20 protein-coding genes are annotated in these 19,800 nt (G+C 46.1%); 18 read left to right on the forward strand and 2 right to left on the reverse strand.

What is annotated here, in order from left to right:
- Positions 1-2: 2 nt before the first annotated feature.
- Together ACFVRY_RS06945 and ACFVRY_RS06950 are read left to right on the forward strand one after the other, a co-directional pair.
- Positions 3-512 carry a phosphoesterase gene (locus ACFVRY_RS06945; RefSeq protein WP_387498640.1) on the forward strand — a complete coding sequence of 170 codons (510 nt, stop codon included), beginning with the start codon at positions 3-5 and terminating at the stop codon, positions 510-512.
- A 230-nt stretch (positions 513-742) separates the two neighbouring features.
- The gene (locus ACFVRY_RS06950) at positions 743-2,419 is read left to right on the forward strand and encodes a YifB family Mg chelatase-like AAA ATPase (protein WP_387498642.1); all 1,677 of its coding nucleotides are present in this window, start codon (positions 743-745) and stop codon (positions 2,417-2,419) included.
- A gap of 55 nt (positions 2,420-2,474) precedes the next feature.
- On the opposite strand, the gene ACFVRY_RS06955 is transcribed toward ACFVRY_RS06950, so the two are convergent.
- On the reverse strand, positions 2,475-3,005 hold the full coding sequence (locus tag ACFVRY_RS06955; RefSeq protein ID WP_387498644.1) for a hypothetical protein: 531 nt from the start codon (positions 3,003-3,005) through the stop codon (positions 2,475-2,477).
- Between the two features lie 697 nt (positions 3,006-3,702).
- Here ACFVRY_RS06955 and ACFVRY_RS06960 point away from each other — a divergent pair.
- The 4 genes from ACFVRY_RS06960 (at position 3,703) to ACFVRY_RS06975 (ending at position 5,800) form a co-directional block, all read left to right on the forward strand.
- Positions 3,703-3,960, forward strand: coding sequence for a hypothetical protein (locus ACFVRY_RS06960; protein ID WP_387498646.1), 258 nt, complete (start codon positions 3,703-3,705; stop codon positions 3,958-3,960).
- Positions 3,961-4,465: 505 nt separating this feature from the next.
- Positions 4,466-4,819 (forward strand): hypothetical protein, encoded by a 354-nt coding sequence (locus ACFVRY_RS06965; RefSeq protein WP_387498648.1) that lies wholly within the window; start codon positions 4,466-4,468, stop codon positions 4,817-4,819.
- A gap of 127 nt (positions 4,820-4,946) precedes the next feature.
- Positions 4,947-5,402 carry an oxidoreductase gene (locus tag ACFVRY_RS06970; protein WP_387498650.1) on the forward strand — a complete coding sequence of 152 codons (456 nt, stop codon included), beginning with the start codon at positions 4,947-4,949 and terminating at the stop codon, positions 5,400-5,402.
- Between the two features lie 68 nt (positions 5,403-5,470).
- Complete coding sequence (locus ACFVRY_RS06975) at positions 5,471-5,800, forward strand: hypothetical protein (protein ID WP_387498652.1); 330 nt, start codon at positions 5,471-5,473, stop codon at positions 5,798-5,800.
- A gap of 240 nt (positions 5,801-6,040) precedes the next feature.
- On the opposite strand, the gene ACFVRY_RS06980 is transcribed toward ACFVRY_RS06975, so the two are convergent.
- Positions 6,041-6,469, reverse strand: a complete 429-nt coding sequence (locus ACFVRY_RS06980) for an organic hydroperoxide resistance protein (protein ID WP_066362203.1) — start codon at positions 6,467-6,469, stop codon at positions 6,041-6,043.
- A 145-nt stretch (positions 6,470-6,614) separates the two neighbouring features.
- Here ACFVRY_RS06980 and ACFVRY_RS06985 point away from each other — a divergent pair, with 145 nt between their 5' ends.
- The 12 genes from ACFVRY_RS06985 to fliF all read left to right on the forward strand — a co-directional run bounded on the left by ACFVRY_RS06985 (position 6,615) and on the right by fliF (position 19,800).
- Positions 6,615-7,082, forward strand: a complete 468-nt coding sequence (locus ACFVRY_RS06985; RefSeq protein ID WP_387498654.1) for a MarR family winged helix-turn-helix transcriptional regulator — start codon at positions 6,615-6,617, stop codon at positions 7,080-7,082.
- 348 nt (positions 7,083-7,430) lie between these two features.
- Positions 7,431-8,588: an ADP-forming succinate--CoA ligase subunit beta gene (gene sucC, locus ACFVRY_RS06990; protein WP_387498656.1), complete on the forward strand. Its 1,158-nt coding sequence runs from the start codon at positions 7,431-7,433 to the stop codon at positions 8,586-8,588.
- A gap of 67 nt (positions 8,589-8,655) precedes the next feature.
- Complete coding sequence (gene sucD, locus ACFVRY_RS06995; RefSeq protein WP_066362194.1) at positions 8,656-9,585, forward strand: succinate--CoA ligase subunit alpha; 930 nt, start codon at positions 8,656-8,658, stop codon at positions 9,583-9,585.
- Positions 9,586-9,809: 224 nt separating this feature from the next.
- Positions 9,810-10,928 (forward strand): DNA-processing protein DprA, encoded by a 1,119-nt coding sequence (gene dprA / locus ACFVRY_RS07000; RefSeq protein WP_387498658.1) that lies wholly within the window; start codon positions 9,810-9,812, stop codon positions 10,926-10,928.
- A gap of 164 nt (positions 10,929-11,092) precedes the next feature.
- Positions 11,093-13,201 (forward strand): type I DNA topoisomerase, encoded by a 2,109-nt coding sequence (gene topA, locus ACFVRY_RS07005; RefSeq protein WP_387498660.1) that lies wholly within the window; start codon positions 11,093-11,095, stop codon positions 13,199-13,201.
- A 15-nt stretch (positions 13,202-13,216) separates the two neighbouring features.
- Positions 13,217-14,596, forward strand: coding sequence for an FADH(2)-oxidizing methylenetetrahydrofolate--tRNA-(uracil(54)-C(5))-methyltransferase TrmFO (gene trmFO, locus ACFVRY_RS07010; RefSeq protein ID WP_387498662.1), 1,380 nt, complete (start codon positions 13,217-13,219; stop codon positions 14,594-14,596).
- Between the two features lie 16 nt (positions 14,597-14,612).
- Complete coding sequence (gene hslV, locus ACFVRY_RS07015; RefSeq protein WP_066362188.1) at positions 14,613-15,155, forward strand: ATP-dependent protease subunit HslV; 543 nt, start codon at positions 14,613-14,615, stop codon at positions 15,153-15,155.
- Positions 15,156-15,190: 35 nt separating this feature from the next.
- On the forward strand, positions 15,191-16,591 hold the full coding sequence (gene hslU, locus ACFVRY_RS07020) for an ATP-dependent protease ATPase subunit HslU (protein ID WP_387498664.1): 1,401 nt from the start codon (positions 15,191-15,193) through the stop codon (positions 16,589-16,591).
- 378 nt (positions 16,592-16,969) lie between these two features.
- On the forward strand, positions 16,970-17,377 hold the full coding sequence (flgB, locus tag ACFVRY_RS07025; RefSeq protein ID WP_387498666.1) for a flagellar basal body rod protein FlgB: 408 nt from the start codon (positions 16,970-16,972) through the stop codon (positions 17,375-17,377).
- A 6-nt stretch (positions 17,378-17,383) separates the two neighbouring features.
- Complete coding sequence (flgC, locus tag ACFVRY_RS07030) at positions 17,384-17,830, forward strand: flagellar basal body rod protein FlgC (protein WP_387498668.1); 447 nt, start codon at positions 17,384-17,386, stop codon at positions 17,828-17,830.
- A gap of 31 nt (positions 17,831-17,861) precedes the next feature.
- Complete coding sequence (fliE, locus tag ACFVRY_RS07035) at positions 17,862-18,176, forward strand: flagellar hook-basal body complex protein FliE (RefSeq protein WP_387498813.1); 315 nt, start codon at positions 17,862-17,864, stop codon at positions 18,174-18,176.
- Between the two features lie 34 nt (positions 18,177-18,210).
- Entirely contained in the window at positions 18,211-19,800 is a 1,590-nt protein-coding gene (gene fliF, locus ACFVRY_RS07040; protein ID WP_387498670.1) for a flagellar basal-body MS-ring/collar protein FliF, read from the forward strand.

Below are 19,800 nucleotides of genomic sequence, written 5' to 3' on the forward strand. Positions count from 1 at the left end.
TGATGGCAAAAGTATTTTTTACCTCCGATCATCATTTTGGTCATAAGTTGATTATTGATTTTGAGTCCCGGCCGTTTGCCGATGTCACCCAAATGAATGAAAGTATGATCGCAAGTTGGAATACTGTCGTCGGTCCAGAGGACAAGGTGTTTCATCTGGGAGACTTTTCTTTTCTTAACAAAGAGGACACCAGTAGCATTGTTGCTCAGCTGAACGGTTACAAAACCCTCATTTTAGGTAATCATGACCGTGGAAGAAGCCGCGAATGGTGGTTGGAGACGGGATTCCATGAAGTTAGCGAATACCCGATCATCTACAAGGACTTCTTTTTTCTTTCCCATGAACCGATGTACATGAATAAACATATGCCTTACGTAAATGTGCACGGTCATATTCATGGGCAGAAATATGAAGGGAAAAATCATTTCAATATATGTGTAGAACATTGGGATTATCTCCCGCTTTCCTTTGAACAGATTAGGGATTCTGTTGTGGTTAGCGAAGAAGGATAAAGACGAGATGGATTGCATATTTATGCAAACGTGAGTCTTTATACATGTGTGTGAAGAATATTGAATGAAGACACTGCTCGTAAGCAGATTGCTTAAGGACTGCTTTTGAATTTATAATGAAACTTAACCATGAAAAACATAGGATTTACCGGAAAATTAGGAAGCACCTATTTTCTTGAGAGGATAGTGCCTGTTCAGGGCATATTTCAAGAGGAGAGGTGTTTTTAGTTATGTACGGAAAGATGTACAGTGCTTGTTTGTATGGAATAGAAGGCATCATGATCGGTGTGGAGATCGATATTTCGGACGGGTTGCCCCAAACGGCCATCATTGGATTACCTGATTCAGCAATTCGCGAAGCTGTGGAACGAGTTCGTGCTGCCGTCAAAAATTGCGGGTACCGCTATCCACAGCAGCGGATCACCATTAATCTGGCTCCGGCGGATCTACGTAAAGAAGGTTCAGCCTTTGATCTAGCAATTGCAGTCGGCATACTGACTACCAGTGGTCAACTTGTCATGCCCGCAGCATCAGAAATGCTGCTGCTTGGCGAACTTGCACTTGATGGCAGCATAAGACCAGTGAATGGCGTGCTGCCTATGGTTGAGGCGGCGCGTAGTGCCGGTTTTCGGTCCGTACTACTGTCCCGGGTTAACGCCGCAGAAGCCGCGCTGATCAGTGGAATGACTATCTATGCTGCTGACCATTTGCGAGAAATCACTGAATCGGATACAGGAGAAAGTTTCCAAATTAAAAGTAGTAAGATTCATTCCAGAGGAGATAATTCCCAAGCAGAGCTCCCTTTTCCCGTAACCGTAGTTAATGGTCCTGCTACAAGAGAGCGTGCTCCCACAAAGGCGCTTTCTTTGGAGCATCTTAAATATACGCCGCGTAGTCTCTCTTCCCAGGATGTGGCAATAGCAGAGAATGAAATGGCTGAGGATTACAGCGATGTGCTGGGACAACAGCATGTCAAACGGGCGCTGATTATCGCAGCCGCTGGGATGCATAATATTATGCTTATGGGTCCCCCTGGAACGGGGAAAACCATGTTGATTAAGCGGTTACCAGGTATTCTACCAGCCTTGAATGAACGGGAAGCGCTGGAAGTGACCAAAATTTTCAGTGCAGCCGGAAAGCTGAAAGATGCAGGAAACGGGCTGCTGCGTACCCGCCCGTTCCGCGCCCCGCATCATACCATCTCTGGAGCAGGCCTGATTGGCGGCGGAGGCACGCCAAAGCCGGGTGAAGTCAGTCTTGCTCATCGCGGAATTCTGTTTCTGGACGAACTTCCCGAGTTCTCGAGAAATGTGCTTGAAGTGCTGCGACAGCCGCTAGAAGATGGGGTGGTCACGATAAGCCGGGCACGGGCGGCTTTTACTTTTCCTGCCCGTGTGATGCTGGCTGCATCGATGAATCCGTGCAGCTGCGGCTTCCTTGGTAGCGGGAATCCGCAGCAAATATGCACGTGCAGCCCGGCCAAGATTGCAGCTTACCGAGCAAAGATTTCAGGGCCGCTACTCGATCGTATTGATTTGCAAGTGGAGGTGCCGCGTCCAAGAGAATGGGAACGGCAGGGACATGTGCAGTCTTCCGCCGAGATGCGTGCCGAAGTTGCCTCCGCCCAAGTGATTCAGGCAGAGCGCTACAAGCGACTGCCCATCTCATGGAACAGCGAATTATCCGGCGCTGCCTTGCGCCGGTATGCCAAGCTTGACCCGGCAAGCTCACGAATGCTGTATGATATTCTGGAGAATCTCGGACTCAGCATGCGTGCACATGACCGAATCATCAAGCTTTCCCGCACGATTGCAGATCTCGCCGGAGCGCCGGATATTACCACCGATCATCTGGCAGAGGCGGTCCAGTACCGGAACCTGGATCGGCAGGTGACGGCGGTGGAATAAGAAAGAAAAGGAAGATTACCCTAATTATTCCATTGCGAAATCAATATCTAGGCTTTTACCTGTTTTCTACGGAAGAGTTCTCGGGAACCGGATGCTTAAACTCTTTCCTTACTACATCAAAAGTTTGCTTGTCCTTAGCACTTGTAACCCAAACGATTTTTTTGTCTACGAACAGGACGATTATTTCACTGTGAGGAAGGGACGATGTTGTTCCTTCTATTAGAACGATCTTGTTTTTCTTGCCTTCTTTGTCTTTATAATCTTGCGAATCAAGGACTTTTGGATCTTGCAGCTTTGCAGATTCGGGGACCTCTTTAGCTGCAAGTAGTTGGAATATCGGCTGGGCCTCTGTGTGAATATTGTCAGTTATGAATGCTTTCTTGGCTTCAGGATCCGTTCCGTTCATAAAGACATTAACATATTCAAGAGCGGTCTTTTCATATGCATTTAGTTTCTTCTCTTTTTTTGAATCTGCAGCGACGGTTTTTTTATTTGTGTTAGAATTTGTATTTGCTTTAGAACTTGTGTTTGTGCTTGTGCTTGTATCCGGTGCATTACCGTCAGAAGAGCTACAGCCAGATAACAAAGTTGCTGTAATAATAATACCTAGAGCCAGTTGTTTTTTAGAAATCTTAATTACCCCCTAAAAATATAAATTAAAAAAGTATAAATGTAGCATCAGAAGTTAATATTTCCTTACTGCCGTTAATATCCAATTAATACGAGGGTAATGTATAAAGGTTTCGTAAATTTAGCAGGACGGAGTGAATCCATACAAGCCGCTGTACATTTGACAAATTCCAGTATGAAATTCTACCTCAATAATTTGTATCTGTTCTGCTTCCATGCTTAATCCGTGTGGGTGAGATTATGACAGGATTCGCATTAATCAGTACTTCGCCATACAAGCCACATGGCATTGGTTTTTTATCAATGAGTTTTTGATTAACGCTCTTATCGGGGAAGGAACATAGCAGAAGAGATGGAACTTTGAAACGTAAAAAAGCCACCCGGTCTTCCGAGTAACGGGTTCCGTTTTCGGGTGAAAAACAAAAAAATGACACTAAAAATGACGTACAAACTGACAACAGTTTGGAGCGTCATTTTTCTTTATGTATCAATGTTCTTCCGTTATACTCCAAAGAAATTGGCATCAAATTTGACGATGTATTTTTCATGTTCAATAAAAATTGTAAAAGAAAAAATACATGCCAGTTCTATTGTCAATTTAGTTGCCAAAATTGTTATAATATTAATATGTAAAAGATTGGAGGAATCTAAAAATGGAATTTATCAAACCCGTTCATGTTGAACGTAGTAATGTAAATTGGCAAGTTACAGACCGAACAAAGGCAATCATTAAATATTATTCGGAGTATACAGGCATAAGTGAAAACGAAGTTTTAGATCGCTTTTTGGTCAATATCCTTGAAGATCCTGATTTCAAACAATGGATACAGACTAAGCGTCGTAATTCACGAATGTTAAAACAACTCTATCCAGACAGAGAAAGTGAAGTGATCTCTGATGAGCAAACGTAATCTTAAACGTCTTTCTACGTTTGATGATAAAGTCGTGCAAGTTGAAACTCTCATCCATGAAGACGAAATCCATAATCGTCAAAACGACTACTTATTACTTCCCTCAAGCAGTTTGCAAAGAAGTACCGCACTTTGTTGTTTCAGCCTGTAAAAATCACATACAAAGGTAAACTATTTGAAATTAACACTAATCATTGTCTTGACCCATTGCAAATGGTTCGGTCTTCGCAAAAGAAGTACCCTTGAACAATTGGAACAAGATACCGTCTACTACAAAGATGATCATATAGATAACTTTTCTCGTAAGAATGAACTTTATCGTTTCCCATTTGCTCCCCAACCACCAACGTTAGCTGATACTCAATCTACCTTAGAATACAATGACGAACGTGCTAAGTTTGAGAAACGAAAAATGTACATTGATGGACTACAAGTTAATTAGTCCTATACAACATATGCTTAACTTCGGTTAATAAAAAGAATGGTTGACGCAAAAGAGTGGAGAATGATTACTGACGATGACGCATCACTCTATAATTCATTTTTTAGAGTTTTTTCAATCGTAGATAGCTCAATCAGCAGGGTTGCTTATTTAAAGTTGAAAAAGCAATTGAAGAAACACACTTTTCATAAAGAAGTTATTGAAGATGGCAAGTCTTATCGGAAGTGGGGAAATAACAAAATAGCCCATCCTCTACCTTCTATTGACAAAGGATGGTATGACCTTTGGTTACTGCCAGAGGTGATAAGAAAAGTTATATCTATTCAAACTTTAACCCTCAATATGCTGTTACCATTCTTCGTACTTTTTATAACTTTTGCTTACCATATCGTTCTTCTAACGATGAGCAAAAACTAACGCCAGCCCAAAGAATGGGTCTGACTAACAAGATATTTTCAATTCAAGATATCTTATACTTCAAGTAGTGAGGGATTCAATTTTCTACCATCCGCAGGGTAATAAATAAATTTTGGAGGATGTTTGAATGAATAACTTAGAATGTAAGATGGCTAAAAGACATGGGTTTGTAGATAGATATGTTGATGGTGAAATAAGAAAATGCGAAAACAATACCCCGTTCTTTGACTTTTCTATTGATGAAAATTCACTGTATAACACTTTGCAATCCTACGACTTTATATCTGTCTTAAGTCATAGAAATGAAGAATTACAACGTAATGAATTTGATAAACTTCTGCTAAATGCTCCATCAGAATTAGAGAGCGGGCGCTATATGATATATGTTTGTCCTATGTGTGCAGATTTGGGGTGTGGGGCAATTACAGTTTCAATTCAGCGCGAAGAAGAACATGTTGTGTGGAAAGATTTCAGCTATGAAGATGGCGAAAAAAGCAAATCATTGCATTTGGGAACATTCACATTTGAATGGGCTAATTATACAAAAACCATCTTGTCTGCTTTATTTGAAAGGAACGAATAACTTTAAAAAACTAATGAAAGAAGGGGAGTCTAATCGCTTTTACTCATTTAATAATAGAACTACACTGTTTGTATGGAATCGGTGATGAAGAAGAAAAGGATGTTCTTCCTACATTTTGCAAATGCGGACCTCAGAAGCCAGGATATCATTGTTTAGCAAACGATTGTCAATTTGCGGGACATGCACCTGCTCCGTTTGAAATTGCCTACTCTCACGATAATGGTGAAGTTAGCCACGATGCTTGGATAGGCTTTGGTGGAGATATGGAACCTGAACCCTACAATGAGAATGAAGTTAATACTCTCAAGGATACATGGCAGAAGGTTTGCAAGAAAAAGGTTGACGAAGCATACAATGAATATATGATAAAAACCAATCTACAAGATAAGTCCAACTGACCGCCTAATTACGGCGGTTTTTCCTTTTGGGAGATAACTAAGCCTTAGAAAACAATTGACGTGCCAAATGGCACGTCAATTTGTTTGACAGTCACAACTTTTGCGCCTCAAAACGGACCCCTTTAGTCTTCCGGGTGGCTTGCTTTTTATCGCACTCGTTCCGAGCGCATGGCGAATACTGCATAACAGAGGGCAAAGATTATATTTTCTGAAGAGGTGGGGTAGATAAGTTCGAGTTGCTTACAATACGTTCAATTCTACCGCGATATTACCGCGGGTAGCGCGGGAATAAGGACAGGCACCATGAGCGGCTTCTACGAGAGAAACTGCAGTGTCATGGTCAACGCCTTTTACAAGGACATCCAGTTTGACTGCGATGCCGAAGCCTCCATCTTCAACTTTACCTAAGCTCACAGTTGCAGTGACTTCACTACCTTCGATTTTCACTTTACCCAGGCGTGCTACCATGTTCAGCGCACTGTCGAAACAAGCCGAATATCCCGCTGCGAACAGCTGCTCAGGATTCGTTCCTTCACCGCCAGCTCCGCCCAATTCACGTGGTGTGCTGATATTCAAGTTCAGCTTTGGAGTTTCGGATTCGATGTAGCCGTTTCTTCCGCCCACCGCTTTTACTGTAGTTTCATACATTTTTTGTTGGATTGTCATCATTATAAATCTCTCCCGTTCCGTTATTTATATATTGTACACAATTTAATTTAACACAAATAAAATAATAGTCAAACTATTTTTTGCAATAATTATGATATCGAGAGTGATTTATGATAAAATAGTTCTATAAGGCGGGTGAAGAGATATGCAAGAAAAGTCAACAAACACCGAGCTTTTGCTCGATAATCATCTATGTTTTACTATTTATGCCTGTTCACGTGAGATAACGAAGCTGTATCAGCCTTATCTCGACAAAATAGGCGTGACGTATTCGCAATACCTCGTAATGATCGTGTTATGGGAACGAGAACAATGTACGGTGAAGGAACTAGGCGAAGCCCTGTTTTTGGACTCCGGCACGCTGACGCCACTCCTGAAGCGCCTGCAGGCGGCAGGGCTTATTTTGCGTGAGCGTTCGCTTCAGGATGAGCGCAAGGTACTCATTTCCCTGACGCCGCTCGGCTGGGAATTGCAGAAGGAAGCGGCTTGTATTCCAAGTAAAATGATGGAAGGTACAGACATGTCCGAGAAAGAACTGGGAGACCTTCTGGTTCAGTTCAAAGATCTGCTAGGGCGTGTTCATAGTGCGAACACGAGTGCATCCAAGAAATAACAGTGGGATGAAGTCAAGATGATTGTTCGCATTCCGGCATGAAACCAAGCGAAAATGTGTGTATAAATTATGAATTATTTTAAGGAAAGCGTTTCAAAAACGTGTTACAATATTCTGGGTTTCCTTTTTGGGCATATAGGTTATATGTAAGATATATCTTGCATTCGGGCCATATGTTTCCCGCAGAAACGCGAGCCGTCCATATGGGCGGTTGATCCGTTTCTACCTGCTCCGGGCAAGTGAACTGTTGTACCGGCCTGAACCCGGGCATCGCGGCAATCAAAACGGAAAGCGGAATGACTGCAGGCTGCCTGCTCGGTCACCGCAACACTTTAGGAGGCTTCCGGAATGAATATCCACGAGTATCAGGGAAAAGAAGTGCTTAAGAAGTACGGCGTAGCCGTACCGAACGGAAAAGTAGCTTATACGGTGGAAGAAGCGGTCGCAGCCGCAGAATCACTGAGCACCCCGGTGGTAGTTGTGAAAGCTCAGATTCATGCAGGTGGACGCGGCAAAGCTGGCGGCGTGAAGGTGGCCAAGAATTTGGATGAGGTTCGCAGCTATGCAGCTGAGATTCTCGGCAAGACACTTGTCACTCATCAGACCGGCCCGGAAGGTAAAGTGGTGAAACGGCTTCTCATCGAAGAGGGCTGCCAAATTGTGAAGGAATATTATATCGGACTTGTTGTGGATCGCGGGACTGGCCGCGTCGTAATGATGGCTTCTGAGGAGGGCGGAACAGAGATTGAAGAAGTTGCCGCTACAAATCCCGAGAAGATTTTCAAGGAAATTATTGATCCGGCTGTAGGGCTTCAGACTTTTCAGGCCCGTAAACTTGCATACAGTATTGCCATTCCAAGTGAACTGGTGAATAAAGCGGTCAAGTTCATGCAAGCGCTATATTTGGCTTTTGTGGATAAGGATTGCTCCATCGCGGAGATCAACCCGTTGGTCGTCACCGGTGACGGAAATGTGATGGCACTGGATGCCAAATTGAATTTTGATTCCAACGCTTTGTTCCGCCACAAGGACATTCTGGAGCTTCGCGATCTTGAGGAAGAAGACGAGAAAGAGATCGAGGCCTCCAAATACGACCTTAGCTACATTGCCCTGGATGGTAATATTGGCTGTATGGTGAATGGTGCGGGCTTGGCTATGGCTACTATGGATATTATTAAATATTACGGCGGAGAACCCGCCAACTTCCTCGACGTAGGGGGCGGTGCCACTACTGAGAAAGTTACGGAAGCGTTCAAGATTATCTTGTCCGATTCTAAAGTTAATGGAATATTCGTCAACATCTTCGGCGGCATCATGCGCTGTGATGTCATTGCCAACGGTGTGGTGGAAGCTGCCAAGCAGCTCGGATTGACTAAACCGCTGGTGGTTCGTCTGGAAGGTACCAATGTGGCACTGGGTAAGGAAATTCTGGCCGGATCGGGACTGAATATCGTGCCTGCCGACTCGATGGCGGATGGGGCCCGTAAAATTGTTTCTCTCGTATAATAATAGCCCTGCGGAGCGGTTTCGCAGTGGATCGTATTTGACAAAATGATTAGGGATGTGACGAAGAATGAGCATTCTTGTAGATAAAAATACGAAAGTGATCACGCAGGGAATTACGGGTTCGACCGGTTTGTTTCATACCAAAGGCGCACTGGACTACGGAACCCAGATGGTTGGCGGTGTAACGCCGGGTAAAGGCGGAACGACGGTCAACATTACGTTGGAGAATGGGGAAGAGGTCAGTCTCCCGGTATTTGATACGGTAGTTGCAGCCAAAGCGGCTACCGGTGCGACTGCCAGTGTAATTTATGTACCGCCAGCATTCGCTGCTGATTCCATCATGGAGGCCGTAGATGCCGAGCTGGATCTCGTAATCTGCATCACAGAGGGCATTCCTGTGCTGGACATGGTGAAGGTATCGCGATATATGGAAGGCCGTTCCACAGTTCTGATCGGGCCCAACTGTCCTGGCGTCATTACCCCGGGAGAATGCAAAATCGGCATTATGCCAGGCTATATTCACTTGCCAGGCTACGTCGGCGTAGTCTCACGTAGTGGAACATTGACCTATGAGGCGGTTCATCAGCTGACTACGCGGGGAATTGGACAATCCTCTGCCGTAGGTATCGGTGGTGATCCTGTCAAAGGTTCAGAGTTTATTGATATATTGAAGCTCTTTAATGAAGATCCGGGTACTAAAGCGGTGATCATGATCGGTGAAATCGGCGGTACAGCGGAGGAAGAGGCGGCGGTTTGGATTCGCGATAATATGACTAAGCCGGTAGTCGGCTTTATTGGCGGGGCTACTGCACCTCCAGGCAAGCGGATGGGTCATGCCGGTGCCATTATTTCGGGCGGAAAAGGCACAGCCAGTGAGAAGATCGCTGTTCTGGAAGCTTGCGGCATTAAAGTGGCACCGACTCCGGCAGAGATGGGCTCTACTTTGGTAAGCGTGCTTGAAGAACGCGGTATTTTAAGTACATTCACCACTCACTAGCATTTATTTAACGTTAATAATATGTACATGAAAGGCTCTGCGCTGCAGGGTTCTTTCGTGTATAATGTGATCAGAGGTAAGCAACCTTTTGTTCCTACGGGGATGAAAGGTTGCTTTTTTGCGTATTTGCGCAAATTCGGGGTTGCAGAGAGGACTTGCAATTATAAGCGGTGTGTCACAAAATAGGGAGGTCAGTCCTTCCATTAAAAGGGAGAGAGTGCAAAATGAAGGAACGTGATTTATTATTCGGTCTGAATGAGGTTCAAGGGGTCGGTTGGAAGAGCATTCATAAGATTTGTACTGCCGGATTATTGACGGAAAAAGCATTTTCTTGTGTTCCTGAGGATTGGGAGCGTATCGGACTGAACGGGAAAGTGGCGGCTTCCCTTGCTACCATCTTTGCACCCGAATGGATCGCTGAGAGACACTCCTTAATAGAAGAAAGAGGAATTGGTCTGGTAACTATACTGGATGAAGATTACCCAGCTATGTTAAAAGAAACGGTAGAGCCCCCTTGGGTGCTGTACTATCGCGGACGACTGGAACTGTTGTCCCGCCCCGGAATTGCCATGGTGGGTACCCGGGTGCCTACTGCTTACGGTATCAAGGTTGGTGAAATGCTGGCAAGCGAGTTAAGCACAGCCGGTCTGACGGTAGTCAGTGGACTTGCCAGAGGGATCGACAGCGTCTGCCATAAAGCTGCCCTGAAGGGTCACGGGAGTACGATTGCTGTAACCGCAACGGGAATGGATAAGGTCTACCCTCCCGAGAACCGGGAGTTGCTAAGGGCTGTAGCCCAAGATGGGCTGGTGCTGACTGAGTACCCTTTGGGGACGCCAAGTCACCCGGGTCTTTTCCCGAGGCGTAATCGGATTATTGCAGGTCTCTCACTTGGAACCGTGGTAGTGGAAGCCGACAGCCGCAGCGGTTCGCTTATTACAGCGGATGCAGCATTGGAGGCAGGACGTGATGTGTTTGCTGTTCCAGGACCACTTACATCTCCCAAAAGCAGAGGGGCGCTGGACTTGATTAAGCAGGGTGCGAAGCTTGTCACAGGCAGTGCGGATATTGTTGAAGAATATCAGTTTTATCTTCCTCAATCTCCAGTAAATAGAAGAGATAACGGGGATGTTGAACCTGTCGACAACGGGGAGTCCGGTGAAAAGAAATTGACAAGAGAGGAGTCCCAACTATACCATATACTGCATCAGGGGCCCTTTACCTTGGATGAGCTTCTAGCGAGAAGCCAGTGGGATTTTGGACTTTTGCATTCAGTTCTGTTATCTTTAATCATAAAAAAAGCGGTAACACAATTACCGGGAGCCATTTATAAGATTATTTAAAAATATAAGAGGACATCATGATGATGAATCTTTCTTGTATTTTCTAAGGAACTTATTTATTTTCGAAGGTCCCCGCCAATTTTTGAAGAAGACCGCAGTATAAAGGTTTGGGCCCAGGGGCTATCTTGTATAGAAGGTTTTAGTGTTAATGAGGAGGACGTATTATGGCGGATACATTGGTCATTGTCGAGTCGCCCGCGAAAGCGAAGACAATCGGCAAATATTTGGGCAGTAAATATATTGTTAAAGCATCCATGGGGCATGTTCGTGACTTGCCTAAAAGTCAGATCGGCGTAGAGGTCGAAAATGACTTCAACCCGAAGTACATTACCATTCGTGGCAAAGGCTCCGTGTTGAAAGAATTGAAGGATGCCCGTAAAAAAGTGAAAAAAGTATATCTGGCAGCTGACCCGGACCGCGAAGGGGAAGCTATTGCCTGGCATCTGGCGCATGCGCTGGATTTGGACCACACCGAGGACTGCCGGGTAGTTTTTAATGAGATCACAAAACAGGCTGTGAAGGATGCATTCAAGACTCCACGGAAAATCAATATGGATCTGGTGAACGCGCAGCAAGCTCGCAGAATTCTGGACCGTCTTGTAGGTTACAAGATTAGTCCTCTATTATGGAAGAAAGTCAAAAAAGGCTTGTCTGCTGGACGGGTTCAATCGGTTGCTGTAAAGATTATTATGGACCGCGAGAACGAGATCGGCGAATTTGTTCCTACGGAATATTGGAGCATTACTGCCAAACTTGGCATACGCGATACGAACTTTGAGGCCAAGTTCCATAAGCTGAACGGTGAGAAGAAAGAACTGAACCAAGAGAGTGATGTTCAGGAAGTTCTTCAGGCGATCAAGGGAGCCGATTTTACAGTTAATCAGGTAAAAGAAAAGGAACGGCATCGTCATCCGTCTGCGCCGTTTACCACCAGTTCATTGCAGCAGGAAGCGGCTCGTAAGCTTGGTTTCCGGGCAGCCAAAACAATGTCGGTAGCTCAACAGCTGTATGAAGGTGTGGAATTGGGTAAAGAAGGTACTGTTGGTCTTATAACGTACATGCGTACCGACTCCACGCGGATTTCGACGACGGCGCAGGAAGAAGCAAAAGAGCTGATTCTGTCCAAGTACGGCGAGAAATTTGTGCCAGAATCTCCGCGTCAATATTCCAAGAAAGCTGCTGGAGCCCAGGATGCGCACGAAGCGATTCGTCCGACCTCCGCTCTACGTGAACCTGAGACAGTAAAAGAGTACATGAGCCGTGATCAATTCCGTCTCTATAAACTCGTCTGGGAGCGTTTTGTTTCCAGCCAGATGTCTTCAGCCCTGCTGGATACGCTTTCGGTGGATATTGCCGCAGGACCGGCCATTTTCCGTGCTGTGGGCTCCAAGGTATCCTTCCCCGGCTTCATGAAAGTGTATGTGGAAGGGAATGATGACGGCACGACGGATGAGGAGAAATTCCTCCCACCGCTTCAGTCAGGAGATCACCTGAACACACAGGACATCGATCCGAAGCAGCATTTCACACAGCCGCCGCCACGTTATACGGAGGCAAGGCTCGTTAAGACGCTGGAGGAGCTCGGTATAGGGCGTCCAAGTACGTATGCCCCAACGCTGGAGACGATCCAGAAGCGCGGTTATGTGGCCATTGAAGAGAAAAAATTCATGCCAACAGAGCTGGGTGAACTGGTCATCGAGCAGATGGAGGAATTCTTCCCGGAGATCCTGAACGTTGAATTTACAGCCAATATGGAAGGCGATCTTGACCATGTGGAAGAAGGTTCAGAGGACTGGGTGAAGGTACTGGCTGAGTTCTATGAATCCTTCGAGAAGCGATTGGAGTTCGCCGAAGAAGAAATGAAAGAGATTGAGATCGAAGATGAAGTCTCCGATGAGCTCTGTGAGAAATGTGGCAAGCCAATGGTGTATAAACTTGGCCGCTTCGGAAAGTTTCTGGCTTGCTCGGGGTTCCCGGATTGCCGGAATACAAAGCCAATCGTCAAGGATATTGGCGTTAACTGTCCGAAATGCCACGAGGGCAAAGTAGTAGAACGCCGTAGCAAGAAGGGTCGCGTCTTTTACGGATGTGATCAGTACCCGGGTTGTGATTTTGTCTCCTGGGATCGTCCGTCTTTGAAGCCTTGTCCTGCTTGCGACTCCTGGATGGTAGAGAAGCGCAACAAGCAAGGGGTCAAGCTGCAATGTACCTCATGCGATCATACAGAAGCAGTTTTGGATAATGATAGCGACAACGAAGAATTAGCAGAATAATAGGTTCAGGAGGAAATGAAGTTGACGGATATTTCGAGAGTTACAGTAATTGGTGCTGGTTTGGCCGGTAGTGAAGCAGCCTGGCAGATTGCCTCGCAAGGGGTGCCAGTTAGGTTGTATGAGATGAGACCGGTTGTGAAGACTCCGGCCCATCATACAGACAAATTTGCCGAACTGGTGTGCAGCAACTCGCTGCGCGCCAACGGACTGGGCAATGCAGTAGGTGTGTTGAAGGAAGAAATGCGCCGCTTAAATTCGCTTGTTCTGGGAGCGGCGGACCGGAATGCGGTCCCAGCTGGGGGTGCGCTTGCGGTGGATCGTGACGGTTTCTCTGGCGAAATAACATCTACTTTGCACAATCATCCTCTCATTGAGGTTATAAATGAAGAACTTACGCATATACCGGAGGAGGGGATCGTTGTCATTGCGACGGGTCCACTGACCTCCCCATCGTTGTCCTCCGAGATCAAGGCCCTTCTGGGAGAAGAATATTTCTACTTCTACGATGCGGCTGCACCGATCGTCGAGAAGGACTCAATCGACATGGACAAAGTCTATCTCGCTTCCCGCTATGACAAAGGTGAGGCGGCATATCTGAACTGCCCGATGACAGAAGAGGAATTTGATGTCTTCTATGATGCGTTGATCACGGCAGAAACCGCGGCGCTCAAAGAGTTTGAGAAAGAGATTTATTTTGAGGGCTGCATGCCGATTGAGATCATGATGAAACGGGGCAAGCAGACCGCGCTGTTCGGGCCAATGAAGCCAGTAGGCTTGGTTAACCCACATACAGGAAAGCTGCCTTATGCCGTTGTGCAATTGCGTCAGGATAATGCGGCTGGAACGCTGTATAACCTTGTAGGGTTTCAAACTCATCTCAAATGGGGCGAACAGAAGCGAGTCTTCTCTCTAATTCCCGGTCTTGAGAATGCAGAGTACGTCCGTTATGGCGTGATGCACCGCAACACGTTTATTAACTCGCCTAAGCTTTTGCATCCTACCTATCAGATGAAGGGGCATGAGCGATTGTATTTTGCCGGTCAAATGACGGGTGTAGAAGGTTATGTAGAATCGGCAGCATCCGGTATGATCGCTGGTATTAACGCCGCCAGAGCCGCTAAGGGACAGGAAGGTCTGATCTTCCCTGGAGATAGCGTGCTTGGCAGTATGCCTGCTTATATTACTTCGGCCGATCCGGAGCACTTCCAGCCGATGAATGCTAACTTTGGATTGTTGCCGAAGCCTGAAAAGAAAATTCGCAACAAGAAGGAAAAGAACGAGCTGCTGGCCCACCGTGCGCTGGACAGCCTGGCTGAATACGCAATCCGTGAACAATTGAATTATATCGAACCTGAGATCAGCGAAGTCCAAGAAGAGGAAGAGAGCTTATCTTGATGAGGAGGCAGCAATCATGATTCCCAGCTTTCATGCAACTACAATTTGTGCAGTAAGGCATAACGGTCAGGCGGCGATAGCCGGTGACGGCCAGGTTACATTCGGAGAAAGTGTCATCATGAAGACGACTGCCAGAAAAGTGCGGCGGCTCTATCGGGGGCAAGTCATTGCCGGCTTCGCGGGTTCTGTCTCTGACGCGATTACGTTGTTCGAGAAGTTTGAGGGCAAGCTAGAGGAGCATCACGGCAATTTGCAGCGCGCAGCGGTAGAACTGGCTAAGGACTGGCGTCAGGACCGTGTCCTGCGCAAGCTGGAGGCACTGATGATTGTGATGAATAAGGAAGGCATGCTGCTGATTTCCGGCAACGGAGAGATTATTGAACCGGATGATGACGTGTTAGCTATCGGTTCGGGCGGCAACTTTGCCCTGGCATCCGGTCGTGCCCTTAAACGCCACGCGTCCAATCTGACTGCGGCGGAGATTGCAAAGGAAGCATTGCAGATTGCATCCGAGATTTGTGTATATACGAATTCCAATATTATTGTTGAACAATTATAGGCATAGCAGCCATAGAAGAGATGGAGGAAGTCACGATGGTGAATCAATCGCTAACCCCGCGCCAAATCGTAGCTGAGCTGGATAAATATATCGTAGGTCAGAAGCAGGCCAAGAAATCCGTGGCCGTTGCACTCCGCAATCGGTATCGGCGCAGTCTGCTTGCCGAAGAACTACGTGATGAAGTCGTTCCGAAGAATATTCTGATGATCGGACCTACTGGTGTGGGTAAAACCGAGATCGCTCGGCGTCTGGCCAAGCTAGTCAATGCGCCTTTCATCAAGGTCGAGGCTACGAAGTTCACTGAGGTTGGTTATGTCGGCCGTGATGTAGAGTCTATGGTTCGGGATCTCGTGGAGACCGCCATCCGGATGGTGAAGCTGGAACGGACCGAGAAGGTTCAGGATCGGGCGGAAGAGCTCGCTAATGAACGGATCGTTTCTATCCTGGTGCCTTCTTCCTCCAAGAACAAATCCCAGCGTAACCCCTTTGAGATGATCTTTGGGGGAAATGGGGGCCAGGATGAGTCCAAAGAGGAGACCGAGCAGGACAGCAGCCTCAGCGAACGCCGTAGAGGGGTCAGATTCAAACTTCTGGCCGGCCAACTGGAAGAGGACATCATCGAAGTGGATGTAGAGGACGCATCCCCTAATATGATGGATATGTTTGCCGGACAGGGCAATGAGCAGATGGGGATGAACATGCAAGAAATGTTTGGTAGCCTTCTGCCTAAGCGTACCAAGAAGCGCAAGCTCCCGATTAAGGAAGCCCGTAAGGTGCTGATTCAGGATGAAGCTTCCAAACTGATTGACATGGATGATGTGATCCAGGAGTCTGTGGCGAGAGCCGAGCAGTCCGGCATTATTTTTATCGACGAGATTGACAAGGTAGCCAGCCAAGGCAAAGGTTCGGGTCCGGATGTCTCCCGTGAAGGCGTGCAGCGTGATATTTTACCGATTGTCGAGGGTTCTACAGTGATGACCAAATACGGCCCTGTGAAGACGGATTACGTGCTCTTCATCGCCGCAGGTGCATTTCACATTGCCAAGCCATCAGACCTTATCCCTGAGCTTCAGGGGCGGTTTCCAATTCGTGTCGAGCTGAACAGCTTGACACTGGAGGATTTTGTTTCTATTTTGACGGAGCCGGAGAATGCATTGACCAAACAGTATGTCCACTTGCTCCAGACAGAGAACATCGAAGTCCAGTTCCAGAAGGAAGCCATTGAGGAAATCGCCAAGATTGCAGCGTCCGTCAATCAGAACATGGAGAATATCGGTGCTCGCCGTCTGCATACCATTTTGGAGAAGCTATTAGAGGATCTTTCCTTTGAAGCCCCTGAGCTGACATTGGATACAATGGTAATCACACCGGAATATGTCCGTGAGAAATTATCGGGTATTGCCCAGGATCGTGATTTGAGCCAATACATTCTTTAAATTGACAGCATTCGAGATATTTCGAATTTGGGTAGTTGGAATTAGGAATATGCAACATCTTCTCAATACGAAGTAATATTATGTAAAAATATGAAAAATATTAGCTTTAATATAAGGAGCAATGTAATAAAATAGAATTTTTGTGCTTTAAGCCCTCTCTTTTCTGAAAAGATAGGGCTTATTTCTTATTGTAATAATATACAAATTCTAAGAGAATCAAAGTATGTGAGATCGCTAGTGGAATAAACCGCTGACAACTTTCGACCTATAAACAGTCGTTAGGCACTATTTTTGGACTTATTTGTCGAATGAAGAAGGGATTCGTAAAGTTGCTGTGGAATTCTTTTTATTACGAAAGCTTTTGGAAGGAGGATTTCCGTGGGATTGCTGAATAGTATCAGTTTTCAACGATTGCAGGGAGGCATTGAAGCTGCTAATCAACGACAATCTGTGCTGGCAAATAATGTGGCCAATGTCGATACACCAAATTTCAAACGCTCCAATGTTTCATTTGAGAGTATTCTTCAGCAGCAAGAGCTTGGGCTTCAGTCGGATCTGAACGCTAGAGTGACAGATCGCCGGCATTTTCAATTCGGTTCGAACAAGATCGTACCGGCTTCCGTCTATAGCACAGATCAAACCACCTCAATGAACAATAACAACAATAACGTAGATGTTGACAGAGAGATGGCTTTAAGCGCTGAAAATCAGCTCAGATACAATTCTTATGTCGGCCTGATGAACAGCCAATTTACGATGATGCGCTCAGTTGTTGAAGGGAGATAATGCTCAATGAACTTTGGTAGCAGTTTTGGGATAAGTGCTTCTGCATTAACCGCTCAGCGGCTGCGGATGGACGTAATCAGCTCGAATATTGCCAACGCAGAAACGACAAGGGCTTCGGTAGTGGATGGCAAGGCTGTTCCTTACCGGCGCAAGATGGTCGTTCTGGAGACAGCAGAAGGCAACAAATTCTCGGACATCCTTCACAACAAGATGAATGGTGACGTCAAGGGTGTAACCGTCCAGGCCATTACGGAGGATTCTTCTCCGCTCAAGCCGGTATTCAATCCAAGTCATCCCGATGCGGATGAGAATGGATATGTGTATATGCCGAATGTGGACATCACCAAGGAAATGGTGGACATGCTGTCTGCATCCCGCTCATACGAAGCGAATGTAACGATGTTGAATGCATCGAAGGCCATGGTAAGCAAAGCGCTCGAAATCGGACGCTAACCGCAAATTTGACCAAGGAGGAACATAGTTGATACCGAATAATCTGGCTATAGGCACACAGGGAGTTCAGCAGCTTGCACTTAAACCGGCAGCATCTCAATCTTCATCTGGTCCGGCAGTGAATGACACACCAAACTTTGGCTCTTACCTGGAAAATGCATTGAATCAAGTGGCTGCCCAAGAGCGGCAAGCGAAAGATATGAGTAACAAATTTATTCTCGGAGAAGTGAACGTGGACGAAGCAATGATTTCTTCGCAACAGGCATTGCTTAGTTTGCAGCTTACGACACAAGTCCGGAACAAGGTGATAGATGCCTATCAGGAAATTATGAGAACTCAAATCTAAATAATCCTAGCTTAGTTTCGGATGGGGTGACACTGTGAATGAAAGATTTGCCCAGTACCGGGAAAAAGCAGCCCAGTATTGGAACAGATTCAGCAACCAGCAGAAGATATTATTTTTTTCCACACTTGGCATTATTATTGTAATTATTGTGGTTCTTACGATGCAGTTGTCCAAGACAGAGTATGAAGTCGCATTTAGGGATCTGGACAGTACAGATTCGGCGGCAGTCATGACCTATTTGGATTCCAAAGGAACACCTTACCAGTTGAGTCCTGACGGAAAGAGCATTTCTGTACCGAGTACGGACGCAGCACGGATCAAGGTGGACATCGGTTCGCAGGGAATTGTGCAAGGCGGTTCCATCGGGTACAAAGTCTTTGATCAGAACTCGTCCATGATTGGTACAACAGACAGTGAGTTTAATGTGAAATATAACAACGCTCTGAATGGTGAAGTGGAGCAGTTGATGAAACGGATGCAAGGTATTCAGGATGCCAAGGTACTGGTTAACCTGCCTAAAGAGACTGTATTTGCCTCACAGGCTAATCAGGAAAAGGCTTCCGCTTCCGTTGTACTTTCGTTTAAGCCTGGATTCAGACCAAGCCAAGATAATATTGACGGGTACTTCAATCTCGTGAAGACTGCTGTGCCAAATCTACCGATTGAGAATATTACAATCGCCAACAATGAGGTTGAACTGATGCCAACGGCCAAAGGTGGCCAAGGCGGAGTCTCCAATCAGGTGGAAGAGAATTTTGCGCTGCAGAAGAAATTCGAAGAAGATGTCAAAAAGGATGTTAAACAATTTCTTAGCAGACTGATGGGACCTGAAAAGGTAGATGTGCTCGTCATGTCCAAGCTGAACTTCGACAAGGAGAACCGAAAGGAAGATCTTGTCGCACCAGTGGATACTGAAAATATGAAGGGGATCGAGATCAGTTCCCAGATTATCAGCAACTCTTATTCCGGCCAAGGTAACACTACGGGAGGTGTGGCTGGTACGGGTTCCCAGGATGTTGCCGGATTCCCATCCGCAACAGGTACGGGGCAGTCGACTTCGGATGAATCTTCGGAGACTAGAAACTATGAAGTGAACCGAATCACTAAAGATATCGTTGCGAGTCCGTACTCTGTAAAAGATTTAACCATTAATGTTGCAGTTGAACCACCTAATGGACAAAATTCTTTGGATCAGCCTACAACAGCTGCTATCCAGAATATTTTGGTCAATATTGTACGGGCATCGCTGGCTGGTTCTGATGTTACATATACAGACGCAGAGTTGGCCAAAAAAGTTTCGGTATTTTCACAACCATTTGGTTCCAGTACTGCTGCTACCACTGTTACTGGACTTGCTAAATGGATGGTTTGGGCCATTGGCGCCGCTGCGCTGCTTGTGGGTGCCGGAGTGGGATACTTCATCTATCGGAGACGTAACAGAGCCGCGGAAGAAGAAGAGGACGAAGATATTCCTCTACAAGTTCCGACTGAGTTTCCTTCCATTAATTTGGAGAGCGTGACGAATGAAAGCCAGGTTCGCAAGCAGCTTGAGAGTCTGGCTAAGAAGAAACCGGACGAATTCGTAAATCTGCTGCGTACATGGCTTGCAGACGAACAGAGGTGA

It is taken from the genome of Paenibacillus sp. NPDC057934 (assembly GCF_042887565.1).
Taxonomy (GTDB): domain Bacteria; phylum Bacillota; class Bacilli; order Paenibacillales; family Paenibacillaceae; genus Paenibacillus_AQ.

Excerpts from the sequence above, each read along its gene's own strand:
- ACFVRY_RS06945 (WP_387498640.1), top strand. The coding sequence starts at position 3 with ATGGCAAAAGTATTTTTTACCTCCGATCATCATTTTGGTCATAAGTTG.
- ACFVRY_RS06950 (WP_387498642.1), top strand. The coding sequence starts at position 743 with ATGTACGGAAAGATGTACAGTGCTTGTTTGTATGGAATAGAAGGCATC.
- ACFVRY_RS06960 (WP_387498646.1), top strand. The coding sequence starts at position 3,703 with ATGGAATTTATCAAACCCGTTCATGTTGAACGTAGTAATGTAAATTGG.
- ACFVRY_RS06965 (WP_387498648.1), top strand. The coding sequence starts at position 4,466 with ATGATTACTGACGATGACGCATCACTCTATAATTCATTTTTTAGAGTT.
- ACFVRY_RS06970 (WP_387498650.1), top strand. The coding sequence starts at position 4,947 with ATGAATAACTTAGAATGTAAGATGGCTAAAAGACATGGGTTTGTAGAT.
- ACFVRY_RS06980 (WP_066362203.1), bottom strand. The coding sequence starts at position 6,469 with ATGATGACAATCCAACAAAAAATGTATGAAACTACAGTAAAAGCGGTG.
- ACFVRY_RS06985 (WP_387498654.1), top strand. The coding sequence starts at position 6,615 with ATGCAAGAAAAGTCAACAAACACCGAGCTTTTGCTCGATAATCATCTA.
- sucC (WP_387498656.1), top strand. The coding sequence starts at position 7,431 with ATGAATATCCACGAGTATCAGGGAAAAGAAGTGCTTAAGAAGTACGGC.
- sucD (WP_066362194.1), top strand. The coding sequence starts at position 8,656 with ATGAGCATTCTTGTAGATAAAAATACGAAAGTGATCACGCAGGGAATT.
- dprA (WP_387498658.1), top strand. The coding sequence starts at position 9,810 with ATGAAGGAACGTGATTTATTATTCGGTCTGAATGAGGTTCAAGGGGTC.
- topA (WP_387498660.1), top strand. The coding sequence starts at position 11,093 with ATGGCGGATACATTGGTCATTGTCGAGTCGCCCGCGAAAGCGAAGACA.
- trmFO (WP_387498662.1), top strand. The coding sequence starts at position 13,217 with ATGAAGTTGACGGATATTTCGAGAGTTACAGTAATTGGTGCTGGTTTG.
- hslV (WP_066362188.1), top strand. The coding sequence starts at position 14,613 with ATGATTCCCAGCTTTCATGCAACTACAATTTGTGCAGTAAGGCATAAC.
- hslU (WP_387498664.1), top strand. The coding sequence starts at position 15,191 with ATGGTGAATCAATCGCTAACCCCGCGCCAAATCGTAGCTGAGCTGGAT.
- flgC (WP_387498668.1), top strand. The coding sequence starts at position 17,384 with ATGAACTTTGGTAGCAGTTTTGGGATAAGTGCTTCTGCATTAACCGCT.